Annotated in this window: 17 protein-coding genes and 1 pseudogene; 13 read left to right on the forward strand and 5 right to left on the reverse strand. The window is 60.5% G+C overall.

Annotated features, from left to right (window positions below; all coding sequences use genetic code 11):
• Positions 1-69: 69 nt before the first annotated feature.
• Both ychF and M1D89_RS09165 read left to right on the forward strand, forming a co-directional pair.
• Positions 70-1,155 carry a redox-regulated ATPase YchF gene (gene ychF / locus M1D89_RS09160; protein ID WP_026005753.1) on the forward strand — a complete coding sequence of 362 codons (1,086 nt, stop codon included), beginning with the start codon at positions 70-72 and terminating at the stop codon, positions 1,153-1,155.
• A 156-nt stretch (positions 1,156-1,311) separates the two neighbouring features.
• The gene (locus tag M1D89_RS09165) at positions 1,312-3,843 is read left to right on the forward strand and encodes a hypothetical protein (RefSeq protein WP_498649959.1); all 2,532 of its coding nucleotides are present in this window, start codon (positions 1,312-1,314) and stop codon (positions 3,841-3,843) included.
• A 141-nt stretch (positions 3,844-3,984) separates the two neighbouring features.
• On the opposite strand, the pseudogene M1D89_RS09170 reads toward M1D89_RS09165, so the two are convergent.
• Positions 3,985-4,406 (reverse strand): annotated as a pseudogene (locus M1D89_RS09170) (protein kinase family protein); the annotation flags it as partial.
• Positions 4,407-4,695: 289 nt separating this feature from the next.
• Between M1D89_RS09170 and M1D89_RS09175 the strand changes: the two are divergent.
• The 4 genes from M1D89_RS09175 to M1D89_RS09190 all read left to right on the forward strand — a co-directional run bounded on the left by M1D89_RS09175 (position 4,696) and on the right by M1D89_RS09190 (position 10,171).
• On the forward strand, positions 4,696-6,333 hold the full coding sequence (locus M1D89_RS09175) for a peptide ABC transporter substrate-binding protein (protein WP_498649961.1): 1,638 nt from the start codon (positions 4,696-4,698) through the stop codon (positions 6,331-6,333).
• A 208-nt stretch (positions 6,334-6,541) separates the two neighbouring features.
• Entirely contained in the window at positions 6,542-7,471 is a 930-nt protein-coding gene (locus M1D89_RS09180; protein WP_420178531.1) for an ABC transporter permease, read from the forward strand.
• A complete protein-coding gene (locus tag M1D89_RS09185; protein WP_498649963.1) occupies positions 7,461-8,444 on the forward strand; it encodes an ABC transporter permease in 984 nt (327 codons plus the stop codon). The genes M1D89_RS09180 and M1D89_RS09185 overlap by 11 nt, the downstream gene beginning before the upstream one ends.
• Positions 8,445-8,455: 11 nt before the next feature.
• Positions 8,456-10,171 (forward strand): dipeptide ABC transporter ATP-binding protein, encoded by a 1,716-nt coding sequence (locus M1D89_RS09190; protein WP_498649965.1) that lies wholly within the window; start codon positions 8,456-8,458, stop codon positions 10,169-10,171.
• 154 nt (positions 10,172-10,325) lie between these two features.
• Here M1D89_RS09190 and M1D89_RS09195 read toward each other — a convergent pair whose 3' ends face one another.
• Positions 10,326-11,321 (reverse strand): SGNH/GDSL hydrolase family protein, encoded by a 996-nt coding sequence (locus M1D89_RS09195; RefSeq protein WP_498649967.1) that lies wholly within the window; start codon positions 11,319-11,321, stop codon positions 10,326-10,328.
• Positions 11,322-11,481: 160 nt separating this feature from the next.
• Between M1D89_RS09195 and typA the strand changes: the two genes are divergently transcribed.
• Both typA and M1D89_RS09205 read left to right on the forward strand, forming a co-directional pair.
• On the forward strand, positions 11,482-13,398 hold the full coding sequence (gene typA / locus M1D89_RS09200; protein WP_498649969.1) for a translational GTPase TypA: 1,917 nt from the start codon (positions 11,482-11,484) through the stop codon (positions 13,396-13,398).
• Positions 13,399-13,438: 40 nt separating this feature from the next.
• Complete coding sequence (locus M1D89_RS09205) at positions 13,439-13,870, forward strand: hypothetical protein (RefSeq protein WP_498649971.1); 432 nt, start codon at positions 13,439-13,441, stop codon at positions 13,868-13,870.
• Here the strand turns inward: M1D89_RS09205 and M1D89_RS09210 are convergent.
• Positions 13,803-14,054: a putative acetyltransferase gene (locus M1D89_RS09210; protein ID WP_498649973.1), complete on the reverse strand. Its 252-nt coding sequence runs from the start codon at positions 14,052-14,054 to the stop codon at positions 13,803-13,805. The two genes, M1D89_RS09205 and M1D89_RS09210, sit on opposite strands and share 68 nt — an antisense overlap.
• A gap of 135 nt (positions 14,055-14,189) precedes the next feature.
• Between M1D89_RS09210 and fdxA the strand changes: the two genes are divergently transcribed.
• The 3 genes from fdxA (at position 14,190) to M1D89_RS09225 (ending at position 17,193) form a co-directional block, all read left to right on the forward strand.
• Positions 14,190-14,516, forward strand: a complete 327-nt coding sequence (gene fdxA, locus M1D89_RS09215) for a ferredoxin (RefSeq protein ID WP_017200392.1) — start codon at positions 14,190-14,192, stop codon at positions 14,514-14,516.
• Between the two features lie 12 nt (positions 14,517-14,528).
• The gene (dapC, locus tag M1D89_RS09220) at positions 14,529-15,677 is read left to right on the forward strand and encodes a succinyldiaminopimelate transaminase (protein WP_498649975.1); all 1,149 of its coding nucleotides are present in this window, start codon (positions 14,529-14,531) and stop codon (positions 15,675-15,677) included.
• Between the two features lie 232 nt (positions 15,678-15,909).
• Positions 15,910-17,193: a citrate synthase gene (locus M1D89_RS09225; protein ID WP_026005754.1), complete on the forward strand. Its 1,284-nt coding sequence runs from the start codon at positions 15,910-15,912 to the stop codon at positions 17,191-17,193.
• Positions 17,194-17,280: 87 nt separating this feature from the next.
• On the opposite strand, the gene galE is transcribed toward M1D89_RS09225, so the two are convergent.
• Positions 17,281-18,321 (reverse strand): UDP-glucose 4-epimerase GalE, encoded by a 1,041-nt coding sequence (gene galE, locus M1D89_RS09230; protein ID WP_026005471.1) that lies wholly within the window; start codon positions 18,319-18,321, stop codon positions 17,281-17,283.
• Positions 18,322-18,401: 80 nt separating this feature from the next.
• Between galE and M1D89_RS09235 the strand changes: the two genes are divergently transcribed.
• Together M1D89_RS09235 and M1D89_RS09240 are read left to right on the forward strand one after the other, a co-directional pair.
• Complete coding sequence (locus M1D89_RS09235; protein WP_498649977.1) at positions 18,402-19,028, forward strand: TetR/AcrR family transcriptional regulator; 627 nt, start codon at positions 18,402-18,404, stop codon at positions 19,026-19,028.
• A gap of 108 nt (positions 19,029-19,136) precedes the next feature.
• A complete protein-coding gene (locus tag M1D89_RS09240) occupies positions 19,137-19,748 on the forward strand; it encodes a hypothetical protein (protein WP_402934032.1) in 612 nt (203 codons plus the stop codon).
• A gap of 17 nt (positions 19,749-19,765) precedes the next feature.
• Here the strand turns inward: M1D89_RS09240 and M1D89_RS09245 are convergent, their stop codons facing one another.
• Positions 19,766-20,605 (reverse strand): hypothetical protein, encoded by an 840-nt coding sequence (locus M1D89_RS09245; RefSeq protein WP_498649979.1) that lies wholly within the window; start codon positions 20,603-20,605, stop codon positions 19,766-19,768.
• Between the last annotated feature and the right edge of the window lie 6 nt (positions 20,606-20,611).

The raw sequence follows: 20,611 nt of genomic DNA on the forward strand, positions 1-20,611 counted from the left end.
GCCGCCGGGGGCGTCGATTGGGGGAGGGAACAACCGCGGACGTGGTTCCAACGGGTAGAATCAATGCTCGTGGCTCTTACTATTGGCATCGTCGGACTGCCCAACGTCGGCAAATCAACTCTTTTCAACGCACTGACCCGTAATCAGGTGCTCGCGGCGAACTATCCGTTCGCAACGATTGAACCGAACGTGGGAGTGGTCAACCTCCCGGACCCCCGCCTGGCGAAGCTGGCGGAGATCTTCGGTTCGCAGAAGTTGCTTCCCGCTCCCGTGTCCTTCGTGGACATCGCCGGCATCGTGAAGGGCGCCTCCGAGGGCGAAGGCCTGGGCAACAAGTTCCTTGCCAACATCCGCGAGGCAGAGGCCATCGCGCAGGTCGTCCGCGTATTTGACGACCCCGACGTGATTCACGTCGACGGCAAGGTAGATCCGCGCTCCGACATGGAGACCATCAACACCGAGCTGATCCTGGCAGACCTTCAGACCATCGAAAACGCGATCCCGCGTATCGAAAAAGAAGTCAAGATCAAGAAGCGCGAAGCAGCCGAACTGGCCGCCATCAAGGCTGCCCAGGCAGTTCTGGAACGCGGTGACACCATCTTCTCTTCGATCAAGAGCGACAAGTTGGAGATGGGGCACCTCAAGGAGCTCGGACTTCTCACTGCCAAGCCGTTCATCTACGTCTTCAACGCCGACGAAGGCATTCTTGGCGACCAGGAGAAGCAGGACGAGTTGCGTGCCCTGGTTGCTCCCGCAGATGCCGTATTCCTCGACGCCAAGCTCGAAGCCGACCTCGTTGAACTGGACGAGGAAGAAGCCCGTGAGATGTTGGAAATGAACGGCCAGAGCGAGTCCGGCCTGGACCAGCTTGCGCGCGTCGGCTTCCACACCCTCGGCCTGCAGACCTACCTCACGGCCGGTCCCAAGGAAACTCGTGCCTGGACCATTCGGCAGGGCGACACCGCGCCCCAGGCCGCCGGCGTGATCCACTCTGATTTCCAGCGCGGCTTCATCAAGGCCGAAGTTGTCTCCTTCGACGACCTCATCGACGCCGGTTCCATGGCCGAGGCAAAGTCCCGTGGCAAGGTCCGCATCGAAGGCAAAGAGTACGTAATGGCCGACGGCGACGTGGTGGAGTTCCGCTTCAACGTCTAGATTTTTGTTTGATGGAAGAATGCCGCACCTGCAGAACGGAGGGCGGCATTTTTCGTAGTGTCAATGCCGAGGCACTCCACGCGATACGACAACCGCGTGGGATGTATCGGGGTATGGCACCATGAGCAGGAAAAGAACAATAAGGGGGAAATTGTTATGACCGAACCACATCAACCACCTGCCACGCCCGGCGGGCCGCCGCAAAATACCGGCCCGCACAATGCTGCGCCGGACAGCCCACCGGCCGCTGGCACGGAGAACTCCGGCCACAACGAAGCCGGGGCAAAAAGTACACAGGTGTCCACTCTTTTCAATTCCTTTGACTTCAAATCGCTGATCCCCGGGGCCCTAGTGGGGGCCGTTTCCTATATGGCCGTTCTCATCACGGCACTTCTCTTTCTGATTCTGGCATTGATAGGTGTCGCCGTCAGCAACGGCGGCAACACCGAAATACCGTCCAATTCAATGGTGTCCGGCGACAGCACAATGCCGTCTCCGTGGTCCCTGCTAGGCCAATTCGCTGTTCAGTTGGTGGTCTTGAGCCAGCTTGGCGCGCTTGGCTCAAGCATCGACGCAACCATTCCGTTCGTCGGTAGCGTGCACGGTTCGGCGTCATTCTTTGCTGTTCCACTGTTGCTGACTGCCATCTCGGGTGCGGTCCTGTTTTTTGCCGCACGGTTTGCCGCCAAGCGGTCCAAGGCCCAATCCACAGCCGGATTCTGGATCGAGGCAGCGACAGCAGGCCTCGTTTTCACTCTCTTGGTCAACATCATCGGGGCGATCTTTGCTGTAAGCCTGCCGATTCCCAATGTGAAGATCAGCCCGATCGGGGCAGTGACTTTTGGCTCTGTGGCGTTTGCATTGATCCTCGGAACTCTCGCCGCATATTTGGGGCGCGTGTCAGGTACGCGACGTTTCTCCGTCCGCAGCGGGCTGCGTGCTGCAATTCGCCGGGCCTTTGAAACTGCGGCGGTTCACTATGGTGTATTTCTTGCCATTGCGATTCCCGTCCTGGTGATTGCCGTCGGCATAAAGTCCGGATGGCAGGCCTCACTCTCATCGCCCTTGTGGGCGCCAACGGCAGGCTTTTTCATGTTCGGCCTGGGCCACCTGAGTGCCGTCAGCCGCACCTGGAATTCCGGTTCAAGCATGTCTTCATCGTCCAATTCTTCAGGTTCAGACATCAGCTTTGGATTTGGAAACGCGCTCACCCAGTTCGGTGTCCCGGGTTGGGCAGGGTGGTTGATGCTTCTCCTGGCGCTAATTTCCGTCGTGGTGGCTTCCGTCTTCTGGTACCTCCGCCGGGGGCCGGTGGTGAGCAACAAGATCGCCGACTGGGTTATGCTCCCTGCAGCCTTCCTCGTTGTCGGGACGCTGATGACGTGGCTCAGCGGCGTGACGGGGACTTTCGACGCCGGGTCGTTGGCTTCGGGCGCCGTCAGCATGACGCTGGCGTGGTGGACGCCGTTCTTCCTGCTGCTGTGGGGCGGCGCAACGGAAGTTTCAGCACGCTATCTGGCGCCCCAGTTGAGCAGGTACGTGCCTTTGCCCTTGGCGTACAAGATCGCTCCTGCCCAGCCAGTCGTCGCGGAACAGGTTGCCACTGCGGCCGTAGACGATCCAAACGGGACGGCTGCCGCTGGAGCCTACCCGGCACTGTCACCGAGAGAGCCCATGACTGCCCAGGCAAAGCGCAAGCTTGGTCTGATTTTGGGGGCAGCCGGTCTCGTCGTCGTACTGATTGTCGGTGGGTTTATCGCTGTCGATGTGATCAAGGGAAACAATGGACCCGACAAGGCCGTTGCCAGCTACCTCCAGGCGCTGCAGAATGGCGAGGCGTCCAAAGCGATGGCCATCGCCGATCCCGGCGTTGCCAATGATCAGCGGGTTCTTCTCTCTGACGAGGTCTATTCCAAGGCGGCCAAGCGCATCGACAGGTTCGACATCGTGTCGACGAATATCTCCAACGACAAAGCCAACGTGGTTGCCGATATGTATCAGGACGGCCGGAAACAGCAAACGACCTATAGTTTGCGTAAGTCCAACCCGGAGTTTTTGGATGACCACTGGGTCATGGAGTCTGCGCCTCCCCGGAACCTGCGTATCTCCTCGGACACCCCGGTGAAGACGGTCCTGATCAACGGACAGCCAGTTGACGTTAACCTTGCCGACAATCGCTCCGTGACCTACCCTGCCTTGCCCGGCGAGTACACGGTGGAGTTGCCGTCCTCGGAGAAATACCTGACGGCCCCGAAGCTGACGGCGATGGTGAACATCGGAACTGTTTCAACTTCCCCCGTGGCCAGCCTTGAGGTGGAAGCTTCCGAGACCTTGAAGTCGGAGGCGATGGCCCAAATCGACGCCTACCTAGCTGAATGTGTGAAGTCCACCGAGGCCAGGCCGGCCAACTGCCCGTTGAACAGCTACAGTTCGTCGCGCTATACAAAGAACTTCCGCTGGGCACTCACCACCAAGCCCACGTTCGTTGTGAGCAAGGGCTACGGTACTTCCCCTTGGCGTGTCCGCACGGAGACTCCCGGTAAAGCGACCGTCACCTATGAGAAGGACAACTCATATGGATTCGGGACTTCTGATTGGAAAACTACAACGGACACCACCGCAGTGTCCCTGAGCGCCAATATCAGCGTGGAGGATGGCAAAGTGAAGCTGTCTTTCAACAACTACTAGGACCCGTGGCACTCTGGCGGGGTCTCTGACACTACAGAAGTTTCGCTTACATCAGGATCCATAAAGTTGAGGCCCTTCCCGGCGAACCGGTAAGGGCCTCAGCTTTATGAAGATCTTGGAGGTTTCGCGGACGGCGCATCTGAAAAGCGGCCACGGAACAGCTGACGATTCGCCGCCGGGAGGCGGGAACTGCCCCTCTTCGAGCAACACGCCGCACCGGGCGGCAAGCGCCTCGGCTTCTGCTGGCTTAATCAGTTTTCGAAGTCCCGCCCCTACTCACCCTCGAGTGCGGCACTGACGCGGTGGACGCCGTCGAACACGGCCATTCTCCTGAGCGCCGCTGAATCTTCCTGAACCATTCCTTCGCCCAACGGCCCGTCGCGCAACCACGTGTGGGGCACGCTGTTCCAGCCGAAGACTCCGGACACCTTGTAGTTGGCAACTTCACGATGCGCCAGGGTTCCGCGGGGGAAGTCCCAGAGCGGGATCTCGCCGGCACTGGTTCGTAAGCCACCAAGAGTCCCCCGAAGGTGCCAAGAGATGGCGTTGGATGCCGTCGTGATCCGGCCGTTGTGGGTGAGGTGAACCGGCTGTTCCCGGAGAAGAGAGGCCCTGTCCTGCTGTCAGACAGCGAATATTACCACCGAGTAGCGTTTGACTTGAAATCCCCGCCAATATAGGCATCTGGAGGTTGCGGAACGGTTACAGTTTGGCCAGCAGGTCCCAATATCTGGACACAATGTGGGTAGGCTTACACACACATGTAGGCAACGTCACAGTAGGAAACTGTGCCTGTGCCTGGGGGGAATCACGAATTTCCCCTGCTCAACTCCACGACTCATAGGAGGCGGAATGCGTTTCTCGCGCACTTCCAAAGCTCTAGGCGTAGCGGCGATCATCGCCCTCGCAGCGACCGGTTGCGGCGGCGGTGGCGGCAATGACTCCGGCACGTCCGCAGGCGACCCGAACAAGGTCATCATTGCTGACGGTTCAGAACCTCAGCGCCCGCTCATGCCTGCAGACATTAACGAGGTCGGCGGCGGCAAGATTGCCACGCTGATCTTCTCTGGCCTTGTTAGCTACGACCCATCGGGTAAGCCGGTTAACGAGCTGGCGGAGTCCATCGAGGCGCCGGACGCCCAGAACTTCACCATCAAGATCAAGAAGGATCAGAAGTTCACCAACGGTGACACCATCACGGCTAAGACGTTCGTTGACTCTTGGAACTACGGAGCAGCAGCAAAGAACGGGAACCTGAGCGCTACCTTCTTTGAGAGCATCAAGGGTTACGACGAAGCCAGTGCAGAGGGTTCCACGGTGGACACATTGTCCGGCCTCAAGGTCGTGGACGACACCACCTTCACGGTAGAACTTAAGCAGCCTGAATCTGACTGGCCGCTGCGTCTCGGCTACACCGCGTTCATGCCTGTTCCGGCGGCGGCACTTGCTGATCCCAAGACTTACGGCGAAAAGCCCGTAGGCAACGGCCCGTACAAGATGGCTGAGAACGGCTGGCAGCACAATGTGCAGATCCAGCTCGTCCCGAACCCCGAGTACAACGGTCCCCGCAAGGCAAAGAACGGCGGCGTGACGTTCAAGATCTTCCAGAACGATGACGCTGCGTACCAGGATCTCCTGTCCAACAACCTGGACATCCTGCAAGTGATTCCCACAAGCGCCCTGAAGAACTTCAAGACGGATCTGGGTGACCGCTTCATTGAGAAGCCTTACGCTGGCAACCAGACCATCGCTATTCCGGAATACCTCCCGGAGTGGAGTGGAGAGGCCGGCAAGCTCCGTCGCCAGGCAATCTCCATGGCCATCAACCGGGAAGAAATCACCAAGGTGATCTTCAGCGGCGGCCGCCAGCCGGCCAAGGACTTCACTGCTCCCGTCCTGGACGGCTACAGCGACAGCATTCCGGGCTCGGACAACCTGAAATTCGATGCGACCAAGGCCAAGGACCTCTGGGCCAAGGCAGATGCCATGCAAAAGTGGGACCCGAATACGGCCTTCACCATTGCGTACAACGCTGACAAGGGCGGTCACAAGGCTTGGGTTGAGGCTCTTACCAACCAGCTGAAGAACAACCTAGGCATCAAGGCAGAGGGGCTTCCGTTCGCAACGTTCAAAGAAGCCCGCGATCTTGCTACGACCGGTAAGTTGACTGGTGCAATCCGTGCCGGCTGGCAGGCAGACTACCCGTCGCTGTACAACTTCCTCGGTCCGATCTACAAGACCGGAGCTGGCTCGAACGACGCCCGCTATGAGAACCCGACTTTCGACAAGGCGATCTCTGACGGACTCTCTGCACCTTCTGTTGCTGAAGGTAACAAGGCAATGAACAAGGCCCAGGAAATCCTGCTGCAGGATCTTCCCGCCATTCCCCTGTGGTACCAGGTATCACAGGGTGGCTGGAGCACTGGCGTCACGAATGTTGACTACGGTTGGGACGGCGTCCCGCTGTACTACAACATCACTGGCAAGTAAGCGAAACGGCGGCGAGGGCGCTCAGTTGAGTGCCTTCGTCGCCGTATCACGTTGCAAATCAATGACGCCCAACTCCGGTTGGGCGTCCTTGTGCAGGCTTACTTTGCCTTGGCAGGGAACGTTTGCACATCAGACGAAAAGGTTCTTCAATGAACGACTCTGCTGCACCCTTGGACCGGGTGCCTACTGATCGGGGTGTGATGCGCTGATGGCGACATACATCCTTAAGCGATTCCTCCAGCTGATTCCCGTTTTCCTGGGAGCTACACTGCTGGTCTATTTCCTGGTTTTCAGTCTTCCCGGCGATCCCATTGCCGCTCTGTTTGGCGATAAGCCTGTTAACGAAGCTGTTGCTGCGAAGCTGAGGGCTCAGTACAACCTGGACCAGCCCTTCATCATCCAGTACTTGCTCTATCTCAAGAGCATCTTTACTTTTGACCTCGGCCAGGACTTCTCCGGCCGGCCGATTGCCGCCGTTCTCGGCGAGGTTTTCCCTGTCACGGCCCGGCTTGCAGTGATGGCTCTAATCTTTGAAGCCGTCTTTGGCATCGCCTTCGGCCTCATCGCAGGTCTTCGGAAGGGCAAGTTCTTCGACGGAACCGTTTTGATCGCCTCGCTGATCGTCATTGGCATCCCGATCTTTGTCCTGGGCTTCATCCTTCAGTTCTTTATTGGTGTGCAGCTGGGCTGGGCGAAACCAACGGTGAGTTCAGCCGCGACAGTACAGGACCTTATCCTGCCGGCGATCGTTCTTGGCCTGGCATCGTTCGCCTACGTTTTGCGTCTCACGCGCACAAGCGTTATCGAGAACATGAACGCCGACTATGTCCGGACAGCGACGGCCAAGGGCTTGTCTCGTTTCAGGGTTGTCAACGTCCACATTCTGCGGAACTCGCTCATTCCAGTAGTGACGTTCCTAGGCGCCGACCTTGGCACCCTCATGGGTGGCGCGATTGTCACAGAAGGTATCTTCAACGTTCCCGGCGTGGGCAACAGGCTATATCGGGCCGTCTTGTCCGGTGAGGGACCCACCGTGGTCTCCATTGTCACGGTGTTGGTGTTGATCTACTGCCTCTCCAACCTGCTCGTTGACCTCCTATACGCCTGGCTTGACCCGAGGATCCGTTATGACGCCTGAAAATAATCTGACCGGGCAGGACACCGCCCGGCGACACATCGAGCACTTCGTTGCTGATCTTGACGAGACGCCGCTTCAGGCCACAGACAAGGTCAAGGAAGACAGTGCCCCCTCAAGTCTGTGGGGCGAAGCATGGAAGAATCTCCGCAAACAGCCGTTGTTCATTATCTCGGCGATCATGATCCTGGCCGTTGTGGTGGTATCTCTCTTCCCAGGCCTGTTCTCACAGATCGATCCCTCCAATGAGGCCTGCCAACTGGCCAACTCGGATGGTGGACCGACCAATGGACACCCGCTCGGGTTTACCCAGCAGGGCTGCGACGTTTACGCCCGTGTCATCTTCGGTACCCGTTCGTCGGTGACCGTTGGCCTCTTCACCACCATCGGAGTCGTTCTCTTCGGCGGCGTAGTCGGTGCCCTTGCCGGTTACTACGGCGGCTGGGCTGACGCGCTCCTGGCCCGCCTGACGGACATCTTCTTCGCATTGCCCCTGATCCTCGGCGCAATTGTGATGATGCAGCTCCCCGTTTTCCGTGCGAACCGCACGGTGTGGACGCTGGTGTTAATTCTGATTGTCTTTGGCTGGCCGCAAATCGCGCGCATTACGCGTGGCGCCGTCATAGAGGTCAGGAATGCCGACTTCGTCGTGGCCGCACGGTCCCTTGGTGTTTCGCGCTTCCGCTCACTGCTGCGTCACGTCCTGCCCAACTCCCTGGCGCCGATCATCGTGGTGGCAACAATCTCCCTGGGCACGTTCATCGTGGCTGAGTCGACACTGTCCTTCCTGGGCATTGGCCTGCCACCGAGCGTTATGTCATGGGGTAACGACATTCAGGCTGCACAGGCCTCTCTGCGTTCCAACCCGATGCCACTGCTCTACCCGGCTATCGCGCTGTCGATTACAGTCCTGAGCTTCATCATGCTCGGCGATGCCCTCCGTGATGCCTTGGATCCCAAGGCCCGCAAACGATGAAAGGCGAAGCCATGAACTCTTCAGTTCATATCAAGGAAGAAGTCGCTGGCTCCGAGCGTCCGCTGCTGGAGATCAAAAACCTCGCAATCAACTTCGCCACGAGCAACGGTGAAGTTAACGCGGTGAGGAACGCCCATCTCACGGTCATGCCGGGAGAGACGGTCGCTATTGTGGGGGAGTCGGGCTCAGGCAAATCGACATCTGCACTTGCTGCCATCGGGCTGCTTCCGGCGAACGGCCGGGTTGCGGCCGGCGAGATTCTCTTTGACGGCGAGGACATTGCCCACGCTAGCGAAAAGCGAATGATCGAGCTACGGGGCAATTCGATCGGCATGGTTCCGCAGGACCCCATGTCCAACCTGAACCCCGTGTGGAAGATCGGCTTTCAGGTCAAGGAGACCTTGAAAGCGAACGGGCTTCCTTCCGGACCTGACGATGTTGCGAAGGTCCTCTCGGAGGCAGGCCTGCCCGATGCTTCCCGCAGGGCCAAACAGTACCCGCATGAGTTCTCCGGCGGCATGCGCCAGCGTGCCCTGATTGCGATCGGGCTTTCGTGCCAGCCGCGTCTGCTGATCGCGGACGAACCGACTTCCGCCCTTGATGTCACGGTCCAGCGCCAGATTCTGGATCACTTGGACAAGATGACCTCCGAGCTGGGAACGGCCGTGCTGCTCATCACTCATGACCTCGGCCTCGCAGCCGAGCGCGCGGACAAGGTGGTGGTCATGTACAAGGGCCAGGTTGTGGAGTCCGGCCCATCACTTGAGCTGCTCCGCAATCCGCGGCACCCGTACACGAAGCGACTGGTTGCTTCGGCGCCGTCGCTGGCCTCACGTCGTATCCAGGTGGCCAAGGAGCAGGGCATCGAGTCCGAGGACCTGCTGGCTCCTTCTGAGCCAGTGGTTATCGAGAAGGCTTTACCTGAGGAGGTGCTGAAGGTTGAGGACTTGACTAAAGTCTTCAAGCTTCGCGGTGGCATCGGCAAGTCCACGGATTTCACGGCCGTGGACTCTGTCTCTTTTGCCGTCAAGCGCGGAACCACCACGGCTATTGTCGGTGAGTCGGGATCCGGCAAGTCAACCGTGGCGCAAATGGTCCTCAACCTGCTGGAACCGACGTCCGGAAAGATCATCTTTGACGGCGTAGACACGTCCACGCTCAGCAGCAGGGACCTGTTCAAGTTTCGTCGCCGGGTGCAGCCTATCTTCCAGGACCCCTACGGTTCCTTGGATCCGATGTACAACATCTTCCGCACCATCGAAGAACCGTTGAGGACCCACAAGATCGGCAACAAGGCCAGCCGTGAAAAGAAGGTCCGGGAGCTTCTGGACCAGGTAGCCCTGCCGCAGTCCACCATGCGCCGGTACCCCAACGAGCTCTCAGGTGGCCAGCGGCAGCGCATCGCCATTGCGCGCGCCTTGGCCTTGGACCCGGAAGTCATCATCTGTGATGAAGCGGTCTCAGCTTTGGACGTGCTTGTCCAAGCTCAGGTGCTGAACCTGCTGGCTGATCTTCAGGACAACCTCGGCCTGACGTACTTGTTCATCACGCACGACCTCGCCGTCGTCAGGCAGATCGCCGATCACGTCTGCGTGATGGAAAAGGGCAAGCTCGTGGAGACGGGCAGCACGGATGACGTCTTCGACAACCCGCGCGAGGCCTACACCCAAGCACTCCTGGATGCCATTCCGGGCGGTTCGCTTCTGTTGCCACCCGCGGTGGCCTGACCGGCGTCGAGCGTTTGATGGCTGGTTAGCAGAAGAGCCGGTGGTTGCCCGAGAAGGGAACCACCGGCTCTTGCCGTTAACCTCGCATTGTGAGGCCTGCTGTGCACGTCATAAAGCTCGCGAAGCGCGCAGAGCGGGCCCCGCAACGTGCGCTCTACTGCGCAGGTGCAGATTCAGGTGCAGATTCCGGTGCTGAGGCGGAGCTGTCCGGGCGGGCAGTGAGGCCAAGCGCCGTGAATTCGCGAGCCAATGCGGCGCCTAGCTTTGCATGCCCGGCCGGTTTCAAATGCACGCCATCCTGTAGATCCCCGATTGCGTTGTAGCGGGTGAGCCAGTCGCCAGCGCTGACGAACGGTATTCCATGCTTAGCGGCGATACGTCCTAGAAGGGCATCGATTTCAGTGCGGCGTCCGCCTCCGTTGCTCACGCCCCTGGCGAGCGTTCCAATCATGGCCATGGTGGTGCCCGGGTAGCGTTTCTTCAGGGCGGCGATTAGTCGCTCGGCGTTGCTGGTGATCTGGGCGTCCGTGGCTCGCTGGGTGGCATCGTTGCCGCCACCTTGGACCACGATCAGCGGCGGGTCACCGAAGGGCAGCACCCAGTCGCCGCGCTGCAGCGCGTCAATGTAGTTTCCTGTCTTGCCGTTGGTGGCCACGTACCCGGTGCCGCCCATGCCCACTACGTGCAGTTTGTAGCCCATGGCTGCGATGCCCTGCTGCGGCCAGGAATCCTTCGGCATCGACTGGGAATCGCCAATGAGTACCGCGGTGTGGCGCACGTCGGCGAGAACCAGTTCGCTGCGGTTGTTCGCGGGGTTCTTATACAGGGATCCCACGGGCAGGTTGAGTGAACTGGGGGCAGGTGCAATCCTGAGCGGTTTGTCTGCCGCCGCTGTCTGCGCAGGCCCGGGCGCGGTTGATCCAGAGGGGGCGGTCATTGGTGCTGGGCTTGCTCCGCAGCCTACCGAGAGAACGCCAATGGCGATCAATGGTGCGAGCATACGGAACACGGCCGGAGCTTGTCGCATCGTTGTTCTCCACGTGGCACTGGTTCTGCAGCCCATCTTGGTGCACACGGCAGGGAAAATCCAGCATCTGGACTTGCGTTTACGTAACAACCCCAAAGTGTGAGCAGGGCCACATCGCACCACCGAATAGCTTGCTTTTTAGGCTCAGAAATGCAACTGCGTTTAGACTGGATGCAGGTGCCCTGTGTCCCGGGGTCTTTTCGCTGTGTGTTCCGATCAAGTCGATCAGGTATGCGCGCGGATACAAACAGCTGACTTCACCACTGAAACGAGTCATTAACGCATGTCTGAAACCATCACCAACACTGCGTCGCGGAGCGATCTGCGCAACGTCGCGATCGTCGCACACGTTGACCACGGTAAGACCACCCTGGTCGACGCCATGCTCAAGCAGACCAACTCCTTCGCTTCCCATGGTGAGGTTGAGGACCGTGTCATGGACTCCGGTGACCTGGAGCGCGAAAAGGGCATCACCATCCTCGCGAAGAACACCACGGTTGCCTACAACGGCCCGTCGTCCAACGGCGAGACCATCACCATTAACGTCATCGACACCCCCGGCCACGCCGACTTCGGTGGCGAGGTAGAGCGCGGTCTCTCCATGGTTGACGGCGTCGTCCTGCTGGTCGATTCCTCCGAGGGCCCCTTGCCCCAGACCCGCTTCGTGCTCCGCAAGGCCCTTGCCGCGCACCTCCCGGTCATCCTCCTGGTCAACAAGACCGACCGTCCCGACGCCCGCATCGACGAAGTTGTCCACGAGTCCATGGACCTGCTCCTTGGCCTTGCTTCAGACCTCGCCGACGAAGTTCCGGATCTGGACCTGGACAAGGTCCTCGAAGTTCCCGTCGTCTACGCAGCCGCCAAGGTTGGCCGCGCTTCCCTGGAACAGCCGGACAACGGCTCTGCCCCGGAAAACGAGGACCTCGAGCCCCTCTTCAAGACCATCATCGAGCACATCCCCGCTCCGACGTACAACCCGGACGGCGTGCTGCAGGCACACGTGACCAACCTGGACGCATCGCCGTTCCTTGGCCGCCTCGCACTGCTCCGCATCTACAACGGCACGCTCCGCAAGGGCCAGACCGTTGCCTGGGCGCGCGCAAACGGTGAACTCAAGAACGTCAAGATCACCGAACTGCTCGCTACCAAGGCGCTTACCCGTGTTCCTGCCGAGTCCGCAGGTCCCGGCGAGATCGTCGCCGTCGCCGGTATCGAGGAAATCACCATTGGTGAGACCCTGACCGACGCCGAGAACCCGCAGCCGCTGCCGCTGATCACTGTGGACGATCCCGCGATCTCCATGACCATCGGTATCAACACCTCGCCGCTGGCCGGCAAGGTCAAGGGCGCCAAGGTCACGGCCCGCCAGGTGAAGGATCGCCTGGACAAGGAACTGATCGGTAACGTCTCCATCAAGGTCCTCCCCACCGAGCGTCCCGACGCTTGGGAAGTCCAGGGCCGTGGCGAGCTCGCGCTGGCCATCCTGGTTGAGCAGATGCGTCGCGAAGGCTTCGAGCTGACCGTAGGCAAGCCGCAGGTTGTCACCAAGACCATCGACGGCAAGCTGCACGAGCCGATGGAACACATGACCATTGATGTGCCCGAGGAATACCTCGGCGCCGTCACGCAGCTCATGGCTGCCCGCAAGGGCCGCATGACCAACATGGCCAACCACGGCACCGGCTGGTGCCGCATGGAATTCATCGTCCCTGCGCGTGGCCTGATTGGTTTCCGTACCCGGTTCCTGACGGACACCCGTGGCGCCGGTATCGCTGCCTCCATCTCCGAAGGCTACGAGCCGTGGGCCGGACCGATCGAATACCGTACCAACGGTTCGATGATTGCCGACCGCGCCGGCGTTGTGACGCCATTCGCCATGATCAACCTGCAGGAGCGCGGTTCCTTCTTCGTGAAGCCCACTTCCGAGGTTTACGAAGGCATGATTGTTGGCGAGAACTCCCGCGCTGATGACATGGACGTCAACATCACCAAGGAAAAGAAGCTCACCAACATGCGTGCCGCTTCCTCGGACACCTTCGAAAACCTGACGCCGCCACGCGATCTCACCCTCGAAGAGTCCCTCGAATTCGCCCGTGAAGACGAGTGCGTCGAGGTAACCCCGGATGCCATCCGTATCCGCAAGGTCATCCTGGACTCCAACGAGCGCGCCAAGGCCAACCGCGCCCGCGCCAAGTCCTAGTCCTAGTCCCTACTGGTCTGAACCAGTTCGGAACAGCTGAATGAAGAGAGGAGCCGTCGGTTCGGTCCGTGGAATTGCCACGGCCGTTCTGGCGGCTCTTTTCGTTGCCTTGGCGGGCACCGTACTGCACCGGCAAGCCGTACTCTGGTCCGGCGTCGAGGTCCCCTGGGGCGTGGCCGCGGCCTTGCTGCTGCTTGCGTCCGTGCAGTTGTGGCTAGGCGCATGGTCCCGCTCGGTGATACCGCCGGCGGTGGCAGGCGCGGTGAGCTATGCCGTCGTCGGCGTCCTGTCATCAGCCGGCTCCGCAAAGCAGTTGATTCTTGGCGACCCAGTGGGCAACGCGTGGGTCTTTGGCATCGGCGTAGTGACGTTAATCATGCTTGTGGTTGTTAATCGGCAGGTTCTCAGTCGGTTGCGACGCGGACGGACTGCCGACGCGGCGGCGGCGGTGGAACCTCTTTCGCCGCGATAACCATGGCCAACGGAATCTCGACGTCGGCCGTACGGGTCCTGACGGTACAGGAACCTTCCGTGGTTCCCACCAGATAGCCCAAGGCGTCCGTCAACCCGTCCTCGATCCTGTACCGGACCACCACCCGGATGCCTGGTTCTGCGGCGAGGAGGAATTGTCGGGGCGGCAAATTCGGGGGAGTCACCGTTTCATACTAAGACGCGGGCTAGGTTGGCGTCAGCGCACTGTTGGATAATAGGCTCGGAAGTTGAGTGCCCGGCATGATGCCGGCCGTATTACCCCGGCCATCGCCGGGACAAACCGTGGAGAGGTCTGGGACGTGACGTACGTAATCGCGCAGCCGTGTGTAGATGTCAAGGACAAGGCATGTATTGAAGAATGCCCTGTCGACTGCATTTACGAAGGTGAGCGTTCCCTCTACATCCACCCCGATGAATGCGTCGACTGTGGAGCTTGCGAACCCGTGTGCCCGGTTGAGGCCATTTACTACGAGGATGACACCCCGGAAGAATGGGCCGACTACTACAAGGCCAACGTGGAGTTCTTTGATGACCTCGGTTCCCCGGGCGGTGCCGCCAAGATCGGCAACACGGGTAAGGATCACCCGTACATCGCTGCACTGCCCCCGCAGAACCAAGACCACTAGGCGGTAGTTTCTTTGATTTCAGCGGCGCCGGCTTTCGGCCTTAACCTGCCTGACTACCCCTGGGAGGCCATGGCGCCGTATGTTGCCACGGCCGCCAAGCACCCCGGCGGTGCAGTAAATCTCTCTATCGGAACTCCGGTGGACCCTACTCCGGGGCTGATCCGGGAGGCCCTGGCCAACGCTGCCGACGCCCACGGGTATCCCACGGTTCACGGCACGGAGGCCCTGCGTCAAGCAGTGGTGGACTGGTTCGCCAGCCGTCGCGGCGTTCCGGGTCTGGACCCCAAGGACGTCATGCCGACTGTGGGCTCCAAGGAGCTCGTGGCGTGGTTGCCGTTCCTGTTGGGTTTGAGCGCAGGCGACGTCGTTGTGCGTCCCACGGTCGCCTACCCGACCTACGACATCGGCGCCTCATTGGCAGGTGCCACGGCAGTTGCCGCTGACGACCTGGATGAACTCGATCCCGCCACTCGCGCGAAGGTCCGCTTGATCTGGATCAACTCACCGGGAAACCCCACAGGCAGCGTCCGCGACGTCGAGTCGCTCCAACGGATCGTCGGCCAGGCCCGTGAGCTCGGAGCAGTGGTGGCTTCCGACGAGTGCTACGCAGAGCTGGGCTGGGGCGAATGGGATGTCCAACGTGGCGGCGAAGCTGTCCCCAGCATTCTGGATCCCCGGGTTACCGGTGGTTCCACTGATGGCTTGCTGTGCGTGTACTCGCTCAGCAAACAGTCCAACCTTGCCGGGTACCGTGCCGCCTTTGTAGCCGGAGATTCGGCGATCATCGCGAACCTGGTCAACAGCCGCAAACATGCGGGCATGATCGTTCCCTACCCTGTGCAGGAAGCCATGCGCGTCGCTTTGGGTGACGCCGGCCATGTCCTGACCCAGAAGGATCTCTACCGCGGGCGCCGCGAGAGGATCGTGCCGGCGCTGGAGAAGTTCGGACTGAAAATCCACGAATCCAAGGCCGGGCTGTACTTGTGGTCCACAGCCGGCGAAGCCACGTGGGACACCGTAGCCCGCTTTGCAGAACTTGGCATCGTGGTAGGCCCTGGCGTTTTCTACGGTGATGCCGGCGATGGCTTCATCCGAGTGGCGCTCACCGGCACCGACGAGCGAATTGACGCCGCTGTTGAACGGCTTGGCACGACCTCATAACAATGCTGTGACTTGCGCCACTAATAGCGTCATTCCGCCAGTAACCGGACGGCACGGATTAGTTCCGTAGGGTTACTGGCGGTAGCTTTTTAACTGACTATCAATGGTGGCCTTCTCTAAGAAAGCACTTCGGCCGTTGGAGCCCTGCAACAGTAGGGCCGAAGGCGGCGACACCAGAAGGTTGTTGGACAAGCGTTCGATAGAGGCCCTGAGGCCTCATGAAGGGGACTCCATGACTGAGACCACCAGCGCGACACTGCGCCATGCCGGCGGCGAACTCGAACTGCCGCGCATCAAGGTTGTAGAAGGAAACGAAGGTTATGACGTTTCCAAGCTGCTGAAGCAGACGGGCGCCGTCGCCTATGACCCCGGCTTCATGAACACAGCGGCCACCACCTCGGCCATCACCTACATCGACGGCGACGCAGGCGTACTGCGTTACCGCGGTTACCCCATTGAGCAGCTCGCGCAGCACTCGAGCTTCCTCGAAGTTTCCTACCTGCTGATCTACGGCAACCTCCCCACTCCCACGGAGCTGGAAGAGTTCGATCAGCGAATCCGCCGCCACACGCTCCTGCACGAAGAGCTCAAGGGCTTCTTCGGTGGGTTCCCGCGTGACGCCCACCCCATGCCGGTGCTTTCCTCGGCTGTTTCGGCGCTGTCCACGTTCTACCAGGACTCGCTGGATCCCTTCAACGCGGAGCACGTTGAAGTTTCCACCATCCGCCTCATGGCCAAGCTGCCGGTCATCGCTGCCTACGCGCACAAGAAGTCCATCGGCCAGCCGATGCTGTACCCGGATAACTCCATGAACCTGGTGGAGAACTTCCTGCGCCTTAGCTTCGGCCTGCCCGCCGAGCAGTACGAGATGGACCCCGTGGTGGTCAAGGCCCTGGACCTCCTGCTCATCCTGCACGCGGACCACGAGCAGAACTGTTCTACGTCCACCGTGCGACTGGTGGGCTCGTCCAACGCGAACCTCTTCGCATCGGTCTCCGCCGGTATCAATGCCCTCTTCGGCCCCGCTCACGGTGGCGCCAACGAGGCAGTGCTCAAGATGCTCCGCCAGATCCAAGCCGACGGCATCAAGCCCGAGGACTACATGGAGAAGGTCAAGAACAAGGAAGACGGCGTCCGCCTCATGGGCTTTGGACACCGCGTCTACAAGAACTACGATCCCCGCGCCAAGATCATCAAGGCAACGGCACACGAAGTTCTGGGCAAGCTCGGCGGCAACGACGAACTGCTGGACATCGCCATGCGCCTTGAAGAGAAAGCACTGGCTGACGACTACTTCATCCAGCGCAAGCTGTACCCGAACGTCGACTTCTACACTGGCCTGATCTACAAGGCCATGGGCTTCCCGGAGAAGATGTTCACCGTCCTGTTCGCCATTGGACGCCTCCCGGGCTGGATTGCCCAGTGGCGCGAAATGATCAACGATCCCCAGACCAAGATCGGCCGCCCGCGGCAGCTCTACACAGGGGAGCCGGAGCGTAACTACCCGGCCAACTGATACGGCAACAGCGTAAATAACGACGGCGGCCGCCCACCTCGCGCGAGGTGGGCGGCCGCCGTCGTATGTTGCTGAAGCGGTGCTCGCCTAAGCGTTGCTCGTCGCGGCAGCCTCAGCTGCGTTGTAGCCGTAGGGGTTGTTCTTCTGCCAGCGCCAGTGGTCCTCGCACATCTGGTCCACAGTCTTTGTAGTGGACCATCCAAGGTCAGCAAGGGCGGAGGAAGCGTCGGCCCAGAAGGCGGGGAGATCGCCGGCGCGGCGGTCGGTGATCTCGTACGGAATCGGCCGGCCAACGGCCTTCTCGAAGGAACGCAGGACCTCCAGAACGGACGAACCGCGGCCGGAGCCTAGGTTCCAGCGACGGACTCCGGCGCGCTCGGCGATGTAGTTCAGGGCTGCTACGTGTCCATCAGCCAGATCGACTACGTGGATGTAGTCGCGCTGCGCAGTGCCGTCCGGGGTGTCGTAGTCTCCGCCGAAGACCATGAGCTTTTCGCGGCGTCCCACGGCGACCTGTGCGATGAAGGGGACGAGGTTGTTTGGGATGCCCTGGGGGTCCTCGCCGATGCGGCCGGACGGGTGCGCTCCAACCGGATTGAAATAGCGCAGGAGTGCGATATGCCAGCGGTCATCCGCGTTACCCAGGTCAGAGAGGATGTCCTCGATCTGTTCCTTGGTGCGGCCGTACGGGTTGTTGGCGCCGATTTCCATCTTCTCGATGTAGGGAATCGGGTTGTGCTCGCCGTACACCGTTGCCGAGGAGCTGAAGACAATGGAGCGCACGTTGTGCTTGTCCATGGCGCGGAGCAGGTTCAGGGTGCCCACAATGTTGTTGTAGTAGTAGGCCAGGGGTTCCTGGACGGACTCGCCTACAGCCTTCAGCCCCGCGAAGTGGATGACGGCGTCGATCTGGTGCTGGTCGAAGACCGCCTCAACGGCGGGCTCATCCACCAGGTCCACCTTGTGGAAGGCGGCAGTCTTGCCGGTGAGCTCCGAAACCCGGCGGAGGGATTCCTCGCTGGAGTTCACGAGGTTGTCGAGCACAACGACGTCGTGGCCGGCTTCCTGAAGGGACAAAACGGTGTGGGAACCGATGTAGCCGGTGCCACCCGTGACAAGAATTTTCATGGTCCCTACGCTATCGGAAATCGGAGCCACGCCGCTCTGTGTTGAGCGGTGTTGAAGCACGTTCGTGCTAAAAACTACTGGTGCCCAAAATTGTTGATGCCGAAGCCCGGCGCCATGAAGTTGTCCAAGCCGTCTTTCGGATCATTGCCAGCGACGGCTTGGAGCGGGCATCCCTCAGGGAAGTAGCTGACGAAGCAGGGCTGGCTGTTGGTTCTGTCAGGCACTACTTCGCCAGCAGTGATGAACTTCTGGTCTTCTCCTTCGCGGCCGTGATCGATCGCATTGCAGGGCGTCTTGAAGCTGCACTTGTTTCGGTCGAGGAAGCCTCACCGGATAGCCCGGAGCAGCACAACGCTGTACTGAACCTCCTCGGCCAGTTCCTGCCCTTGGACGAGGAACTCGCAGTAGATGCCTGCGTCTGGATGGCGTTCCGGCACGCTGCCCGGATCAAGCCAGTCCTGGCTGACGAAGCCGAGCGCAGTCACCGTACAGTGGCTGCCGTCATCGGTCGCCTCATCATGCTCCTGAACCCCGCTGAGGCTGACGCGCAGCAAGCCCTTGTGACGGAAGCGGAAAGGCTCCTGGCAACCATGGACGGGCTGTGCATGCATGCACTGCTGCAGCCCGAGTGGATGACCGCGGAGATGTGCAGCGACGTCCTGACGGCTCACCTGCGCTCGTTGCGGGCAGTGCCTGCCGGTAGTTAGGAATGCTGAGCCTGCCCACTCCGTAAGAGGCGAATAACGCCATTACCGTCAGGAGCCAACGGGAATAGACTGGGACATGTCGGGGACCTGCCAAAGGGAGGAATTCGCATGCACGAGTCAGGCGGCCCGGGATGGCGCATCACTATGGATACGTCCGGGCCGATGCTCATCGCCCTGTACTTGCGCGACGTAGCGGGACTGGACGGTGCCGGCAAACCGATGCTTTCCCAGGCAGCTCCGAAAGTCCGTCATGCAGACCACAAGCACCTCACCTCTGATGTTGGTGGCTTCCCGGCGCTGAAGACCGAGTGGGAGGCCTGGTGGGAGAGCCTGGTGAAGTCGTACCCCAACCCGGCACCTGAGCTGGCCCCGCCAAGTTTCAAGGCTTTTGGCAACTCACCGGCATTGCAGCGTGTCCTGCAGGCACATTTCGGCTCCGCGCTTGGATGGGCTACGGACAGGATTGACGAGTATGCCCATCTTGAGGCCGCTCGAGAAGCCAACGGGGTGACTCATGTACTGAATGAAATGGTGGAGGACAGGCTCCTCGAGGTCGGCCGTAGTTCCCGCGACTTCGAACTCACCATCATTGAGCTGCCCCTCAATGAGCCGCGAGCCTGGTACCTGGAACCGGACACCATGATCATGAGTCACCGGCTGCTCTCCGAACCCGATGTGTTCCGCAGCTACGTCCAACCGGTAGTGGAGATGCTCGCTTGATCGGGCTGTACAAAAACTTATGTAGCCGGCGCTGAAACGGTGATGGTGACCGTCTCAGTGGGAGCGGCGGAGGGTTGCCATCCGTCGCGCTTCTCCCGGTTCCACGTCTGGCCTGCCAAATCCACCTGAGTGATGGATAGCGTCTTGGCGTTTGCCACAGCCCAGTGAGCCACGGCCCACGCCTGGGTTCCGCCAATTTCCAGTTGAACCGAGCGGCCCTGAACGGTGGCCGCCTGGGGGCCGAACGCCGTGAGTTCATCGACGACGACGGCAGGGTCACCCGCCGCCTCCGGCATGCGCAATTCGCAGTTCAATGAAGAGGTTGAGTGTCCTGTGAGGGCGGAAGCGAAAGCCCGGCCCATGCCTTCATGCTGGGCGTAAGCACGGGGGAACGCGGAACGCTGGACCGCTTGGGCAGCTTGGGTAATCTCCATGGTCTCGTAACCGGGCACCTTGACCAGTCCGTCAAAGAACGCGTTGCTGGCATAGACGGGGTCCATCACCTGTTCCTCGGATCCCCAGCCTTGCGAGGGGCGTTGCTGGAACAAACCGCGGGAGTCCGGTCCGGCGTCGTCGCCGTAGTTGATGTTGCGCAGCCTGGATTCCTGCATGGCTGTGGCAAGTGCGATGCTCGCCGCTCTGGGTGGTAGCCCACGCCGGACGGAGATCGCCGAGATGAGCGATGCATTGGCAGCCTGGTCCGTGGCAAGCTCATGGCTTTCAGAGCCGACCACGGCGAAGCAGCGCTCCGTGACCAAGGTCTCGGAGCGCTGCAGCACGGCAACTATCGCGTAAATGGCACCTGCTACGAGGGCCAAGGCCAGCACCGCAACGATGGCGCGGCGGAACCGGCGCATGGATTC

The sequence above is a fragment of the Arthrobacter sp. D3-18 genome (assembly GCF_054408525.1).